This is a genomic window from Chitinophaga sp. (assembly GCF_035538455.1).
Taxonomy (GTDB): domain Bacteria; phylum Bacteroidota; class Bacteroidia; order Chitinophagales; family Chitinophagaceae; genus Chitinophaga.
Window position 1 is genome coordinate 1 of the sequence record NZ_DATLKJ010000276.1, and the last position, 15388, is coordinate 15388.

At 44.8% G+C, this 15388-nt stretch carries 11 protein-coding genes; 7 read left to right on the forward strand and 4 right to left on the reverse strand.

Annotated features, from left to right (window positions below):
• Window positions 1-93: 93 nt before the first annotated feature.
• Together VM802_RS31615 and VM802_RS31620 are read right to left on the reverse strand one after the other, a co-directional pair.
• Window positions 94-2049, reverse strand: coding sequence for a KUP/HAK/KT family potassium transporter (locus VM802_RS31615; protein WP_325538452.1), 1956 nt, complete (start codon window positions 2047-2049; stop codon window positions 94-96).
• Window positions 2050-2195: 146 nt separating this feature from the next.
• The gene (locus VM802_RS31620; protein WP_325538454.1) at window positions 2196-3743 is read right to left on the reverse strand and encodes an OmpA family protein; all 1548 of its coding nucleotides are present in this window, start codon (window positions 3741-3743) and stop codon (window positions 2196-2198) included.
• 312 nt (window positions 3744-4055) lie between these two features.
• Here VM802_RS31620 and VM802_RS31625 point away from each other — a divergent pair, with 312 nt between their 5' ends.
• Together VM802_RS31625 and recJ are read left to right on the forward strand one after the other, a co-directional pair.
• Entirely contained in the window at window positions 4056-5021 is a 966-nt protein-coding gene (locus tag VM802_RS31625; RefSeq protein ID WP_325538456.1) for a polyprenyl synthetase family protein, read from the forward strand.
• Between the two features lie 133 nt (window positions 5022-5154).
• Complete coding sequence (gene recJ / locus VM802_RS31630; protein WP_325538458.1) at window positions 5155-6864, forward strand: single-stranded-DNA-specific exonuclease RecJ; 1710 nt, start codon at window positions 5155-5157, stop codon at window positions 6862-6864.
• Window positions 6865-6867: 3 nt separating this feature from the next.
• Here recJ and VM802_RS31635 read toward each other — a convergent pair whose 3' ends face one another.
• On the reverse strand, window positions 6868-7635 hold the full coding sequence (locus VM802_RS31635; RefSeq protein ID WP_325538460.1) for a carboxylesterase family protein: 768 nt from the start codon (window positions 7633-7635) through the stop codon (window positions 6868-6870).
• Between the two features lie 150 nt (window positions 7636-7785).
• Entirely contained in the window at window positions 7786-9618 is a 1833-nt protein-coding gene (gene htpG, locus VM802_RS31640) for a molecular chaperone HtpG (RefSeq protein ID WP_325538462.1), read from the reverse strand.
• Between the two features lie 175 nt (window positions 9619-9793).
• Between htpG and VM802_RS31645 the strand changes: the two genes are divergently transcribed.
• The 5 genes from VM802_RS31645 to VM802_RS31665 all read left to right on the forward strand — a co-directional run bounded on the left by VM802_RS31645 (window position 9794) and on the right by VM802_RS31665 (window position 15380).
• Window positions 9794-13075 carry an Ig-like domain-containing protein gene (locus tag VM802_RS31645; protein WP_325538464.1) on the forward strand — a complete coding sequence of 1094 codons (3282 nt, stop codon included), beginning with the start codon at window positions 9794-9796 and terminating at the stop codon, window positions 13073-13075.
• Between the two features lie 258 nt (window positions 13076-13333).
• Window positions 13334-13684, forward strand: coding sequence for a 30S ribosomal protein S6 (rpsF, locus tag VM802_RS31650; protein WP_325538466.1), 351 nt, complete (start codon window positions 13334-13336; stop codon window positions 13682-13684).
• A gap of 5 nt (window positions 13685-13689) precedes the next feature.
• Window positions 13690-13965 (forward strand): 30S ribosomal protein S18, encoded by a 276-nt coding sequence (gene rpsR / locus VM802_RS31655; RefSeq protein ID WP_127040719.1) that lies wholly within the window; start codon window positions 13690-13692, stop codon window positions 13963-13965.
• A gap of 6 nt (window positions 13966-13971) precedes the next feature.
• On the forward strand, window positions 13972-14418 hold the full coding sequence (gene rplI / locus VM802_RS31660) for a 50S ribosomal protein L9 (RefSeq protein WP_325538471.1): 447 nt from the start codon (window positions 13972-13974) through the stop codon (window positions 14416-14418).
• A gap of 86 nt (window positions 14419-14504) precedes the next feature.
• A complete protein-coding gene (locus VM802_RS31665) occupies window positions 14505-15380 on the forward strand; it encodes an RHS repeat domain-containing protein (protein WP_325538473.1) in 876 nt (291 codons plus the stop codon).
• The last annotated feature ends 8 nt before the right edge of the window (window positions 15381-15388 follow it).

The following is a 15388-nucleotide window of genomic DNA, read 5'->3' on the forward strand; positions in this document are numbered from 1 at the left end:
CAGAATTTCACGGAAACCCTCAATATCTGGAAAATTTCTGTTTTTTTTCCGACTATTCCACAACCGGTAACAAAATCTCTGAATACGGATATATTAATGATGTACAATTCTCTTCAACTGCAGGTTGGTAACGGGAGCCACGACTAACGGATACTTCTCAATGGTTACGTAGCTGGAGTCCAGCCCGAAGCCTCTTTCTTCTGACAGACTGATTTTCTTCAGGAAGAAGTAGATCTTCATTACCATTCTTTCGTATAAAGGCAGATCATTATCATGCGAGAGGAATTTCTCCATAACAATGAACTGGAAATCGCCCACCACATTGTTTTTGCTCAACGATTCGTAGCGACTGGTGATATTTACCTCCTTGTTACGTACCATATCTTCCACTACCATGCGGAACATAAGATTGATACGCTGCTCCACTTTGAAGCCCAATCTGAATTCAACACGAATTACTTCATTAGGAATAATTGTCTGAACAGAATATTCGCTGAGATAAGGCTCATCTACCACATCGACATGCACAAACCAATAGATGTCAGCGCGCTTTGGCTTTTTGTTGAGGATAGAATAGATGATCTTATGTTCTATTTCCTTCGGATTATCTGCACTACTCATGTAAACGAGATGTGTGGCATATTTGGGAATAGTAGTGTCATTACTCAGTTCCTGTATAATAGGCAGATAGTCTTCCAGCCTTACAAATTCCACGTAACGGTTCTTGATTTTCCTGGATTTGAACCAGGCGATCATGACAAGGAAGAGTGCACCGGCTACTATGACCGTAACATAACCACCATGCATAAACTTCACCAGGTTGGCAAACAGGAAGGAGAATTCTATAGAGAAGTAGACGACGAGGTAAAGTAATATCCATCCGATCCACACTCGCCTGGTGTATAAGTAGAAGGCAAACAGGCAGGACGTCATCAGCATACAAATGGTGATAGACAAACCGTATGCAGCTTCCATATGGGATGATTCCTGGAAGATGAGCACGATAGCCGCACATCCTACAAACAACATAGTGTTGATTCCCGGAATATACAGCTGGCCGCGCATTTCAGTAGGATAGTTCACTTTCAGTTTAGGCCAGAGGTTGAGTCTCATGGCTTCTGCAATCAATGTGAATGATCCGGATATAAGTGCCTGGCTGGCAATGACAGATGCCATAGTGGCAATCAGTACGCCAAAAATGACGAACCATTCTGGCATAATGGTAAAGAACGGATTCTGATCTTTTGGCAGGATCTGTCCTTTCTGTGTGAGTAACCAAGCACCCTGGCCCAGATAATTCAGAATAAGGCAGGATTTTACGAAAATCCAGGATATTCTGATATTTCCTCTTCCACAATGTCCGAGGTCGGAATACAGCGCTTCTGCACCGGTAGTACAGAGGAATACGGCGCCAAGTATAAGGAACCCTTTGGGATAGGTTGTCAGTAATTCTATAGCATAATGCGGGCTGAAAGCCTTGAGGATACTGAGATCATCGGCAATATGGGAGATTCCCAATACGCCCAGCATAGAGAACCACAGCACCATGATAGGGCCAAACATGCGCCCGATAGATACTGTCCCGAACTGCTGCATGACAAACAGGCCGGTAATAATTGTCAGTACGATTTTAACAATAGTAAGCTGACTGAGATCTTTAAAGACTTCGAGCGTCCGCAAACCTTCAATTGCGGAGGTAACAGTGATAGGTGGTGTGATAATGCCATCAGCCAGTAGTGCAGCGCCTCCGATCATGCCGAATATCACGGCCCAGCGGGCATGACGCCGAACAAGTGCATAAAGGGAGAATATACCACCCTCTCCTTTATTGTCAGCCCTCAATGTGAGGATGACGTATTTGATGGTTGTTTGTAGGGTTAACGTCCAGATGATACAAGATATACCACCTATAACAAGTAGGTCGCTGATGGGGTTACCGCCGACAATTGCTTTAAACACGTATAGCGGAGAAGTTCCAATATCGCCGTAAATGATACCCAGCGCTACTACTAAACCTGCCAGGGAAACCCTGTTAATGTTTATTCCCACGTTGTAATAAAAAATTGGTTAAAAAAGCCTCCAAAATTAGGGGGAATTATTGAGACCAGCAATTGAATGTTCTATTAACTAAAAAGTCCTCTCCCGCATTAACGGGAGAGGACTTTTTAAATTATCATCTCAAGGAGTGATACTTATTAGTTAGCAGGAGCTAAGTCAACAGTACCAGACTCACCAGGAGTGTTTTGTTTGATGAAACGACCGCGGTCGATGCCTTGTTTGTCGGCCAGGTAGTCGATAACTGAATCAACACGACGGCTGCTCAGGTCAACACCACCTTTTTTACCTTTAGCACCTGCGTGACCTGTTACCAGAACGTTGCAGGAAGGATTGCTCTTCAGCGTAGAAGCAACGGAAGCCAGGATAGCTTCTTGATCGCGACCAACTTTGGTAGAGCTACCTTTGAAGGATACGCTAGGCAGAACCAGTGTAGCGCAAGAAGTTTCAACTGGTTTGTTTTTGCAGCACTCAGGATCTGGGCATTTACCAACACCATCAGCGTCAACTGGCTGGCAGTAAGTTGGAGTGATCAGCTGTTTGTCTTTGTAATCAGGAACGCCATCACCGTCAGTATCTTTAGCAACACCGTGAGAATCTACAGGTGCGCCAGCAGGCGTGTTAGGTTCGCGATCGAACTGGTCAGTAACGCCATCACCGTCAGCATCAGGCAGAACAGGGGTAGGCAGTTTCATGTGACGAGGGTTGCTCAGCTCGCTGTAAGCGTATTCCAGCGGGTTGATCCACCACAGTGGCTGTACGCGTTTAGCAGGGTTACCCAGGTTGAAGTTCAGACGAACGCTGGTGTAAGAATACAGATCTTTGGAAGCACCATAAGGATTTGCTAAACCATCCAGGTAGGCATCGAAAGGCATGGTGATTTTTTCTTCTACGCCGATGTTGAAGCGTTTAGAAACTTTGAAAGCTACACCAGTACCGAGGTCCAGAGCGTGACGGATCAGCTGGTTGTCGTTGTTACGACCGATAGCGATTCTGTTACCCTGAGAAGGAGCATTCTGCTCGTATTTTTTATCCTGCAGAGATCTGATATCCTTAACGATCTGGTGGCGTTTTTTACCGAAATCGATGCTGCTGTAATCGTAAGCGTTACCGTTACCGTCCAGTGCATCAACGTCTACGTCAGCCATTACAACAGAGTAACCAGCCAGTACGTACCAGTTAACTTTAGGTTCTGCTCTGTAGAACAGGATGTTGCTCAGAGAAGCCAGTACGTCCAAAGACAGCTGATGGTTAGCTGATTTGTAGTTAGGAACGTAGTAACCATTCTTCGCATAAGTTTTAGCCCAAGGGCTACCAGCACCTGGATTTTCGAAACGTTTCTTATAATCCTGACCGTAATCGAAAGATCCGATATACTCAGCTCTTACAGAGAAAGTATGACCCAGTGCTTTTCTCAGAGAGATACCACCACCAAAACCAGGAGTAGGATTAACAGTTCCACTGATCAGGTGCAGACCGCCATGAAAACCAAGTTCCCATTGATCCCTAGGTTTAGCAGGGAAATTAGACTGGTGGTTCAGGAAGTTATTTTGTTGTACCAAACGCTTGCCACCCACTTTGGACGAATCCAAAGCGTCGTAGCCCGTTGGCTGAACCTGTGCAAAACCAGTAGAGGCTGCCAGTAAACTTGCAGCACCTGCCAGTAATAAGTACTTTTTGCTTGCCATAATTGTGTTTTATTTAAAAACTGTTAAAAATTTACTAATAACCCGTTTTTTACCTAGCAAAGGTAAATATCATTAATGAATATACAAATTTTTCTTGCAATATTATTTTCATTGATAAGTCCTTCAATACTAGAGCTTAACCGAAACTATTTATATACCTTATTTACAGTTAAGTTAAAGATATGTTTAGCCCTTGTTAAAGGAAACCTTAACCCTTGTTAAAGGAATGTTATACTCCATATACAAATTAAAGGCCAAAATGTTAAAATTTCCCATTTAAAACATAGCTTAGCAAACCTTTTTATTTACTACATGGATGATTTAAAGTACCTGATAAGTAAGGAATTACAGGATTTTGAAGACAAGTTTGCCGATTCGGTAAAAAGTCATGTGCCGCTGCTGGACCGCATTATGCACTATATAGTGAAGCGGAAAGGAAAGCAGATCCGGCCCATGTTCGTGATACTGTCTGCCAGACTTTTTAAAGATGAAATCGGAGAAAGCACCCACCGGGCAGCCGCCCTTGTTGAATTATTGCACACTGCCACTCTCGTACACGATGATGTGGTAGATGACGCCAACCAGCGCAGAGGACTTTTCTCCATCAACGCATTGTGGAAAAATAAGATCGCTGTATTGGTTGGCGATTATTTATTATCCAAAGGTTTGCTGTTGTCGCTCAGTAACAACGACTTCCGCTCATTGCAGATCCTCTCCGAAGCGGTGAAGGAAATGAGTGAAGGAGAACTCCTCCAGATCGAAAAGACCCGCAAACTGAATATCAAAGAAGATATTTACTTTGAGATCATACGCCGCAAAACGGCCTCGCTTCTGGCATCCGCCTGCGCAGCAGGCGCCTGGAGTACGAGCAATGATGAGAATACCACAGAGCAGATGCGTCTGTTTGGTGAAAAAGTAGGTATTGCCTTCCAGATCAAAGACGACCTGTTCGATTATGGTTCTGCGAAAATCGGGAAACCTACAGGTATCGACATCCGGGAGAAAAAGATGACGCTGCCACTTATTTATACGCTCGAACATGCTTCTACTGAAACCCGCCGCAAAATCATCAATATTGTAAAAAATCACAATACTGATAAAACTAAAGTGGATGAGGTTATTCAATTGGTAAAGGCATCCGGTGGCATCGATTATACCCAGCAGAAGATGGTGGAATACCGGGATGAAGCACTGGCAATTCTACATCAATTCCCTGAAAATGATATCAGGAACGGGTTGGAATCATTGGTAAGATTCACTACCGACAGGACCTTCTAAAAGAAAAAAAGAAAAATGTAAAATAATAAATGTAAAATGTAAGAGTAAAATACCACAACTGCCTAAAACTACCGGTACATTTTACATTTGTCATTTTACATTTTCTTAATCTGTTTCCTTACCTGAGAATCTGATGCAAAAACGCTGGACAGTAAAAGCATATCAACCAAACCAGGAAAAGTCCCTTCAATCCTCACTGCGTATACATCCGTTATTATGCCGGCTGCTGGTACAACGTGGCATACACACTTTTGAAGCGGCCAGACAATTCTTCCGTCCTTCCCTGGATGATCTGCACGATCCGTGGCTGATGAAAGACATGGATAAAGCCATCTCGCGTATTGAACTTGCATTTTTCAGAAAGGAAAAAATACTGATCTATGGTGACTACGATGTAGACGGCACCTCTGCTGTGGCTACTGTGTACGCTTTTCTACACAACCTCTACGGTAACATAGAATTTTATATCCCTCACCGTTATCGCGAAGGATATGGTATTTCCGTTCAGGGCATAGATTACGCCCGTGAAAATGAGTTCAGTCTCGTTATTGCACTGGACTGTGGAATAAAATCGGTAGAGCATATCACACGTGCAAAAGAGCTGGGCATAGATTTCATTATCTGTGATCATCACCTGCCGGATGCAATATTGCCACCAGCCGTAGCCATTCTGAATCCCAAGCAGTATGATTGTCCCTATCCTTACAAGGAATTGAGTGGCTGTGGTATCGGATACAAACTGATTACGGCCTTCGCTCAGAAAAGAGGGCTGCCGCGCAAAGAAGCTGACAGATATCTGGATCTCGTTGCCACCAGTATCGCTGCCGATATTGTGCCGATGACCGGAGAAAACAGGATACTCGCATTCCACGGACTCAAAAAAGTCAATGAAGACCCACTGCCAGGTATCAACGCACTCATTGAGCTTAGTGGACTTAAAGAGAAACTAACTATCTCTAATCTTGTTTTTGTTATCGCACCCCGTGTTAATGCTGCCGGCCGAATGGATGATGCACGCAAAGCTGTAAACCTGTTCATCGAAAACGATGAAGAGAAAGTGGCAACTATAGCAGCTGTATTGCACGCAGACAATTTCGACAGAAAAGAGATCGATAATACCATTACACAGGAGGCTATTGAGCTGCTGCAGCAGGATACCAATATTCACGCGAAAAAATCAACCGTATTATATCAGGCACACTGGCATAAAGGCGTGGTGGGCATTGTGGCTTCCAGGTTGATAGACAAATACTACTACCGGCCTACCATTATCCTCACGCAATCCAATGACAGAGTGGCTGGGTCCGCGCGTTCTGTAATGGGCTTCAACGTGTATGAAGCTATCCATCAATGCAAAGATCTGCTGGAAAATTATGGCGGCCATTTCTATGCTGCCGGCATGACGCTGAAACCAGAAAATGTAAAGGCCTTTCAGGAACGTTTTGAAGAAGTGGTTGCCAATACCATTAAGCCGGATCAGCTGATACCAGAAATTGTGATCGATACTGAAATTTATTTTTCAGATATCACCACGCCGTTCTACAACATTCTGAATCAGTTTGAGCCACTTGGTCCGGAAAATCTCCGCCCGATATTCCTCGCCCGCAATATCATCGATACCGGCTATTCAAAACTTGTAAAGGAAGAACATATCAGGTTTGCTGTGAGGCAGGGAAAATCCGGTACTACAATGTATGGTATTGGTTTTTTTATGGCTGAAAAATTCCCGATCGTCAGCAGTAACAAACCGTTTGATATCGCTTTCAGTATTGATGAAAATGAATGGAATGGCCAAACATCCCTGCAATTAAAAGTGATTGATATAAGGGAAAGCAGCAGGTAGCTCTCAGAAGTGCTGCTGCAATAACCACGTATATACGTCGGGGTTAGCATAGGTGCGGGTCCAGGCATCATGGCCACCATCAGGATATTCTGTGTATTTAACATTCCCCCCCAGATCTTTCAGTGCCTGTACAAGCGCACGTGTTTCGGTCACTGCTACCGTCGAATCATTTGCTGAGTGAAAAGCCCATACAGGCGTACTTTTCAGCCTTACCATAGCAGATACGCTGCCGCCGCCACAAATAGGTACAATAGCAGCAAACCTGCCAGTAAAGGACGAACTCCAGTCCCATGTACCATAGCCACCCATACTCATTCCTGTAAGGTAAATACGATTGGTATCCACGTTGTATTTATTCCTGACTTCTTTGTAAAGATATTCCAGTACAGCAGGATTCCACCAACCCTTACGGCATTGCGGTGCAACTATGATAAAAGGTTTCCCCGCAGCCACTTTCATTAGTCCTGCTTCTCTCAGTACATTAACATCACTCCCCATCTCTCCTACACCATGCAGAAAAAAAACTACCGGCCAGCGGTAATTCTTCTTTTCATTATATCCAGGCGGAATATAAAGCAGGTAATCGCTCACGTTGCCGCCTTTAGTATCAGTTTTCTGGGTTGAAATACCTTCCGGATAAGGGGATACCGGATTGGTACTATCACCGGGTGACGGCGCAGGATTAGAAGTGCCTGATTTGGAACAGGCGAGTAATACCAGTGCGCAAAGCGCAAGCGTATGAACAAAAAACTTAATTCTTCTTTTTTTCATATAACTACACAAAAAAGAAAATCCCCCGGATTACAAACCGAGGGATTTTCGTGATATTTTATTCCTGCATCCTGTTTTGGTTTGCAGGCAGTGTTCTGCCACAAAGAAAACAAAAAACAGTAAATAAAATATCGTTTATGTATGGTTATATCATTTTTTTTCGTCAGCCAGCAGTTCAACACTTCTGTTAACAAACGCAGTGAGGTCTGCGCCTGTAAGCAGGTTCTGTGACAATAGTGCAAGATCAGCCAGGTTTTTCACCTGTTTTTCCTGACGTATAGCATCTTTCTCGTCCAGGATCTTCAGGTAAACAGGGTGGTTGGCATTTACGGTCATATTGATCTCATCAGGCATAGCTGCATACCAGTTCATACCTCCGCCGCCCATAGCTGCCATATCTTTCATACGGCGCATGAATTCAGGACGGGTTACAATAACCGGCTGTGCCTCAGCGCTGAGTCCCTTCATTTCTACTTTGATATTGGGCTGGTTCACCTGTGCGGTGAAGATGTCTTTCAGCGTTGTTTCCTGTGTTTCAGACAACACCGTAGTAGTGTTCTCGGCCTTATCGATCAGATTATCAGCAATATCTGCATCTACACGTGTGAACTGTACTTTATCCCACTTCATCTCGATGTTGTTAATGAAAGCGGCATCCACCAGTGTTTCCATCTTCACTACGGTAAAGTCTTTGTTTTTTGCTGCCTGTACATAGCTATCCTGTTGCACAGGGTTAGTAGCATACAGCACCACCAATTTATCTTCTTTATTGGTTTGCAGGGCAGCAGCAGCGGTACGATATTCTTCCTGTGTATAGAAAATGCCGCCATCCACGTTTTCGAGCAGGAGGAACTTATTGGCTTTATCCAGGAACTTATCATCCGTCATCATACCATATTTCACGAACAGGCCGATGGATTCCCATTTCTCTTCAAAACCTTTACGGTCATTACGGAACATTTCATCCAGTTTGTCGGCTACTTTCCTGGTGATGTGTGCATTGATCTTCTTCACATTAGGGTCACCCTGCAGATAGCTACGGCTCACGTTCAGCGGAATATCCGGGCTGTCTATCACACCATGCAGCAGCATGAGGAATTCAGGAACAATATCTTTCACCTCATCCGTTACGTACACCTGATTGGAATACAGGTTGATCTTGTCTTTCTGTATTTCGTAACTCTTGGTAATCTTCGGGAAATAGAGGATACCTGTGAGGTTGAAGGGGTAGTCAACGTTGAGGTGAATCCAGAACAGCGGAGCCTCTGCGAAAGGATATAATTCTTTGTAAAAGTTCTGATAATCTTCTGTGGTAAGTTCGCTCGGTTTCTTGGTCCAGGCGGGATTGGTATTATTGATCTGATTACCTTCGTACTTTACCGGAACCGGAAGGAATTTACAGAACTTCTGGAGGATAGAACGGATACGGCCTTCGTCCAGGAACTCTTCACTTTCTTCGTTAATGTGCATAACGATTTCGGTGCCTCTGTCTTCCCTGGTAACTTCTTCCAGTTCATATTCGGGGCTGCCGTCGCATTCCCAGCGAACTGCTGCGGCATCTTCCTTCCAGGATTTGGTAAAGATCTCTACCTTGCTGCTCACCATGAAAGAGGAATAGAAACCAAGACCGAAATGGCCAATGATATTGGTACCATTTTCCTGTCCTTTATACTTCTTCAGAAATTCTTCTGCGCCGGAGAATGCAACCTGGTTAATATATTTATCCACTTCTTCAGCAGTCATGCCCACGCCATGGTCCGCAATAGTGATTGTCTTTTTCTCTTTATCCAGTCTTACTTCAATATCAATGTTTCCAAGCTCTCCTTTAAACTCTCCTACGCTGGCCAGGGTTCTCAACTTTTGGGTGGCGTCTACCGCGTTACTTACCAGTTCGCGGATAAAAATTTCATGATCTGAGTACAGAAATTTTTTGATGATGGGGAAGATATTTTCCGTTTGAACACGGATTGCGCCTTTTTGCATCGGTTATCTGATTTTTGTTGATGATTTTCAAAGGGTATGCCAGCACTTATCCGGCTGACAAGTTGACAATATCTTCAATTAACAAATAATTCATTGTAAAACGGGGATCAGGCTATTACAATTTTGTAGATTTAAGCAATAATTAACACCCCATTTTTCTAACCAAAAGCCGTCTATGAAAAAAACGCTACTCTCTTTTTTATTCATTTCCCTTTACTGTCACTGGGCGCAAGCTCAGACTAATCCGGCACCACGGCCGCTTCCCTACCAGGAAAGCTTTGATGCGCTACCTGCTTCGTCCACGGTATATCCTGACGGATGGCAGGGCTGGCTCCTCAGTGGTTCGCCTTCGGGAAACTTCAACGTTCTGCCACCTACATCGGACAAACCGTTGATAGCCAATGGCAGTGCATCTTCTACAGCCAACGGTGCTTATAACTACACTGGCAAGCTGGGCTTCCTTAACAGCGGCAGCGCAGATAACTCGCTGGTGCTGGCGCTCAAAACTTCCGGCCAGATCAACATCACCGTGAGCTATGACGTAATGACTATCAGGAATCCTTATGACAGTGCCTCCAATACGCGCATCAATGAAGCAGTATTGCAGTATAGGGTTGGCAGTACCGGAAACTTCACTACTATCGCCGGAACAGAATACCAGAACAATACTGTTAATCAGAGTACTTCTGGTGTTACGCTGCCCCAGCAATCTGTTACAAAATCCGTCGTATTACCGGCAGCCTGTAACAACCAGGCGTTGGTACAATTGCGCTGGGTAAACCGCCAGATCGGAGGAGCCGGCTCCAGACCCAGTTTTGCAGTAGATAACATTCAGGCTGGCGGCAGCGGTGTAGATCTGACCCCTCCGACCGTCAGTAGCCTGGTTCCTGCCAATGGTGCAGACAGTGTATCTCCAGCCACTGACATCAGTATAACCTTCAGCGAAAACATAAAAGCCGGCAACGGTAATATCCTGCTGCACAATACCAGCAGCCACATTACAGATACCTTTGCGGTAAACAATGCAGCTATCCAGATCAGGAACAATATACTTTCTCTGAAAAAGCTGCTGCAACCTCATAGACATTATTATATCACCGTAGACAGCGGCGCCGTAAAGGACCTGTCTGACAATGATTTCGCAGGTATCAGCGATACTGCGCAATGGCAGTTTGCTACCGGCGAACAGGAACTGAATTTCAACTTCAACAACTGTACGCCCAGTGGCAACAGTCAGCTTAGCAGCGGCTTCATGCAGTACAGCGTGAGTGGTGCGCAGGTATGGGCTTGCACTACATTCGGACAAAATAACAGTAACGGCGTGCAGATAAATGGTTTCAGTGGCAGTGCCATTGAAAATGAAGATTGGCTTATCTCTCCGGCTTTTGACTTCACAGCATTCAGTTTCCCGCTGTTACATTTCAGCAGCCGTACGGCATTTACAGGCCCTGCACTGACACTGAAAGTATCTACAGATTACAGTGGTAGCGGCGATCCGCGTCTGGCTACATGGACAACTATCAACGGACGTTTCCCGGATGCTGCCAGCGATGTGTGGAAAGCTTCTGATGGCATCAATCTCGCTGCGTTTAAGCAGGGCAGCGTTTATATCGCATTTGTATACACATCTTCGCCTTCCTTGCAGGCAGCCCGCTGGACAATCGATGATTTTGGCATAAAAGATACCACTGCTGCCCCTGCACCCACGCTTAACAGCAGCCCGGCTGCGCTGGACTTTGATTATGTGAAAGCCGGACAGCAATCGGCTCCCCAGGCTATTGCATTCTGGGCCAATGACTTCACCGGGGACCTGAAGGTTAATGTGCCAACCGGTTTCCAGGTATCGCAGGACAGCAGCAGCTACAGCAATCAAACCATTGTTTCTCTTTCAACATTAAACGCTGGTCCGCAACGTGTTTGGGTAAGGTTTGCACCGACAGCAGCCAACCAGGCGCAAAGCGGCCATGTAAGCTTCACTGCTCCCGGTTTTACAGACAGCCATATTGCGTTATCAGGTACTTCGCTGCGTTCGCTGAAAGTGGTGAACTGGAATATTGAGTGGTTCGGCAGCCCTGAGCAAAGCCCAGATAACGACAGTCTGCAGCAGGCCAATGTAACAACTATCCTGAAAAAACTGGATGCCGACATATTTGCGCTGGCAGAAGTAGTAGATACCGCAAGGTTCAAAACCGTAGTAAGTCAGCTACCCGGTTACAGTTATGTATTATCTGATTTCGGTTCTTATGCTGACAGCATTACCGATGTAGATTACGTAAGCGCTCAGAAACTGGCGTTTGTTTACAAGACATCTGTGATCAGGAAGATCAACACCTATGGCGTATTACGTAAAGGTGGCGGCAACACTGCTTATTACAACTGGTCATCCGGCCGTTTCCCTTATATGCTGGAAGCCACAGCCAGGCTGGAAAGTGATTCCGCCAAGATCCGGTTCCTGCTGCTCCACGCCAAGGCCAATACTGGTACCAAAGCGGAGAAACTGGTTTCGTGGGACAGGCGCAAAAATGGACTGAAAGAGTTGAAAGACACACTGGATGCAGAGTATCCGTATAGCAATATTATCATGCTCGGCGATTTCAATGATGATCTTAACAAGACCATTACTATAGAAAGAGCGCCGGATACTACCACCTCTTACATTGACTTCACCAGTGACACGGTGAACTATAAACCGCTGACATTACCACTGAGTATTGCAGGACAGCGATCTACTGTAAGTTTCGGCTCTGTGATTGATAATGTGATTGCGTCCAATGAAACCGGGGTAGCTTACCTGCCGGGATCTGCAAGCATCCGTATGGAAGTGGCCAAACTGGTGAGCGGTTATGGTACTACTACCACAGACCATTACCCGGTACTGAGCCGCTACGATCTTCGTATACTGGCTAATCCTTTGCCAGTAAAAGGTTTTACAGCTAAATCCGATGGCGGCAAAGTACAGCTTACCTGGAATACGCCTTATGAAATCAACAGTTCTTCCTTTGTCATAGAGCGTTCCCGCAATTCACGCACTTTTGTACCGGTGGATACCATTACCGCACATGGCAGCACCAGTGGAGCTTCTGACTACCTGGCATATGACGAGCGGCCATGGCCAGGCTTCTCTGTTTACAGGCTGAAAATCATTTCATTGGATGGCAGTGTGAAATACAGCGAGATAAGACCAGTTTGGGTGATTGACAGAGATCTGTGGTTGAGATTATTGTGGTGCATATTCGGTCATCAGCTGCAATACTGGATCGAATGGAGCAAGAGCGGTCCAGCCGGCGTACAGCTGATAGATCTTCAGGGACGTATCAGGTACCAGGGCAAAACGGATCTTATCAAAGGCAGGAATGCCCGTACGCTAGAAATAGGCGATCTGCCGGGTGGCATATATTTCCTGAGAGTCCAGTCGGGTGACCAGGTACAGGTCAGCAAGATTGTAGTTAACCACTGATCTTAATTGAGATACCATGCGAAACCAGGGCTGACCAAAAGGTCAGCCCTTTTTGTTGCAGAAACAGGAGGGGCTTAGGGCTTTAAAAATAAAAAATTACATAATATATTTATCTTATCAGAATCAATAGATAAAATCTAAAAATTGTAAAATCTCAAATTTTGTAAATCTATTTTCCGGATTTCTCACCAGATTAAGAATAGTTCAGTATCTTTGCGGTCCAATTTTTTTTATTTAAACCAATTTAAACAGGGAATTATGAACTACGAATTGATGGTGATCTTTACCCCTGTGCTTTCTGAAGACGATTACAAAGCGGCTCAGAAAAAATTCGTCGATATCATTAAAGATAACGGCGGAGATGTAACGCACGAAAATCCCTGGGGATTAAGATCACTGGCGTATCCTATCCGGAAAAAGACTACAGGAATGTATCTGGTTCTGGAATACAGTGCGCCATCCGACCTCAATGAGAAGCTGAAAATCCAGCTCAACCGTGATGAAAATGTATTACGCCACATGACTACTGCGCTCGACAAGAATGCAGTTGAGTACAACAACCGTAAAAGGCATGGCGTGAATGCTGAATCTAAAACCACTGAAGCTTAATTATTATGGCAGTTAAACCAAAAAAACAAGAAATTAAGTACTTAACAGCCGTAAAAACCGAGAAACGTCAGAAGAAATACTGCCGTTTCAAGAAAATGGGCATCAAGTACGTAGATTACAAAGACGGTGAGTTTTTGAAGAAATTTTTGAACGATCAGGGTAAAATGTTGCCCCGCCGTATTACAGGTAACTCCCTGAAATTTCAGCGTAAAGTAGCCCAGGCTATTAAGAAAGCTCGTCAAATGGCTTTATTGCCTTATGTTACTGACCTTTTAAAGTAAGAAGTTATGCAAATTATCTTAATACAAGACGTAGATAACCTGGGTCAGAAGAATGAACTGGTTAACGTAAAAAACGGTTACGCCAGGAACTTCCTGATTCCCCAGAAGTTTGCAGTAGAAGCTAGTCCTTCTAACCTGAAGCAACTGCAGGAACGCCTGAAAGTGCAGAAAGTGAAAGAAGAGAAACTGCTGGCTGAGATCGCAAAAGTTGTGGAAGTGCTGAAAGCATCTCCTGTTAAAATTGGCGCTAAAACCGGTACTTCCGGTAAGATCTTCGGTAGCGTAACTGGTGTTCAGATTGCCCGCGCAATTAAAGAGCAGAAAGGTTATGAAATTGACCGTCGCCGTATCCACATCCTGGATGATGTGAAAGAATTAGGTACTTACAAAGCACGCCTCGATTTCGGTAAAGGCAACGAAACCGAAATGGAATTTGAAGTGGTGTCTGAGTAATATTCCGTTAATCGGATAAGAAAAATCCCGGGCTGTCATCAGTCCGGGATTTTTTTTTACTTTCATATCTGTACATTTTCCAGGATATGAAAAAATACCTTTACGCCCTTCTGATACCCATCCTGATCAGCGCCTGTTCCACCCGGAACAATAAGCAGACAGCGCATCTTACGGCCATTACCATTCACGGCGATACCATTCCGCAATATACTTTCCGTTATGATAAAGCCGGGCATCTGGTGGAGCTGGTAAAACATAACGGAGCACTTGATACGAATACCACCATTTACACATATGACAGCTCTAACCGCCTGGCAGGCATGACAACTGTGCACAGGAATGGCTGTAGCAAACAGGTCCTCCGGCAGGCCGTTGTAAAATCATGGGATAAAGATGGGAACATTTCAACCATAGCGTATTCCGGACAAGCAAATGAGCCAGCACATACGGTAAGCATCAACTGGGAAAGGGGGCTGCCCGTTGCCATGAAATGCTCAGACTCCTCCCAGGTCAGCAGCTGGAGCTATAATAAAGATGGGAACATGGACTGGAGAAATCTTTGCGCCGATACGGTTACCGGCACCGATAAAGATACCAGCATCTTTTACCGGAGCGCCAGTTATGAATGGGAAGATTCCCTCAATCCTTTGCAGCCGATTATCAACAATCTTGTGCTGGGGCCTGGTATTACGCCGGTTCCTGCCCCAGGCCCTTTTGTAAGCATGGAATATATACTGATGCATCTCAGTACCCATAATCCTTTCCTTATAAAATTGGAAGAGAAAGAAAAATCGACCTGTAAAGGGTATTCACAGGAGTATCTCCGTCACTCCACCTTACAGTTTTCCTACGCCTATAACAGTAACGGCTACCCGAAAGAAACCTATGTGCACCTTCATACGGAAGGATGGACCAAGCTTGCTTCTGACACGCATGTGAGGCTGGATTATGCATATGAATGATACCGGGT

Coding starts and splice junctions, on each gene's coding strand:
- rpsR (WP_127040719.1), top strand. CDS start 13,690: ATGGCAGTTAAACCAAAAAAACAAGAAATTAAGTACTTAACAGCCGTA.
- recJ (WP_325538458.1), top strand. CDS start 5,155: ATGCAAAAACGCTGGACAGTAAAAGCATATCAACCAAACCAGGAAAAG.
- rpsF (WP_325538466.1), top strand. CDS start 13,334: ATGAACTACGAATTGATGGTGATCTTTACCCCTGTGCTTTCTGAAGAC.
- VM802_RS31625 (WP_325538456.1), top strand. CDS start 4,056: ATGGATGATTTAAAGTACCTGATAAGTAAGGAATTACAGGATTTTGAA.
- VM802_RS31645 (WP_325538464.1), top strand. CDS start 9,794: ATGAAAAAAACGCTACTCTCTTTTTTATTCATTTCCCTTTACTGTCAC.
- rplI (WP_325538471.1), top strand. CDS start 13,972: ATGCAAATTATCTTAATACAAGACGTAGATAACCTGGGTCAGAAGAAT.
- VM802_RS31665 (WP_325538473.1), top strand. CDS start 14,505: ATGAAAAAATACCTTTACGCCCTTCTGATACCCATCCTGATCAGCGCC.
- VM802_RS31620 (WP_325538454.1), bottom strand. CDS start 3,743: ATGGCAAGCAAAAAGTACTTATTACTGGCAGGTGCTGCAAGTTTACTG.
- htpG (WP_325538462.1), bottom strand. CDS start 9,618: ATGCAAAAAGGCGCAATCCGTGTTCAAACGGAAAATATCTTCCCCATC.
- VM802_RS31635 (WP_325538460.1), bottom strand. CDS start 7,635: ATGAAAAAAAGAAGAATTAAGTTTTTTGTTCATACGCTTGCGCTTTGC.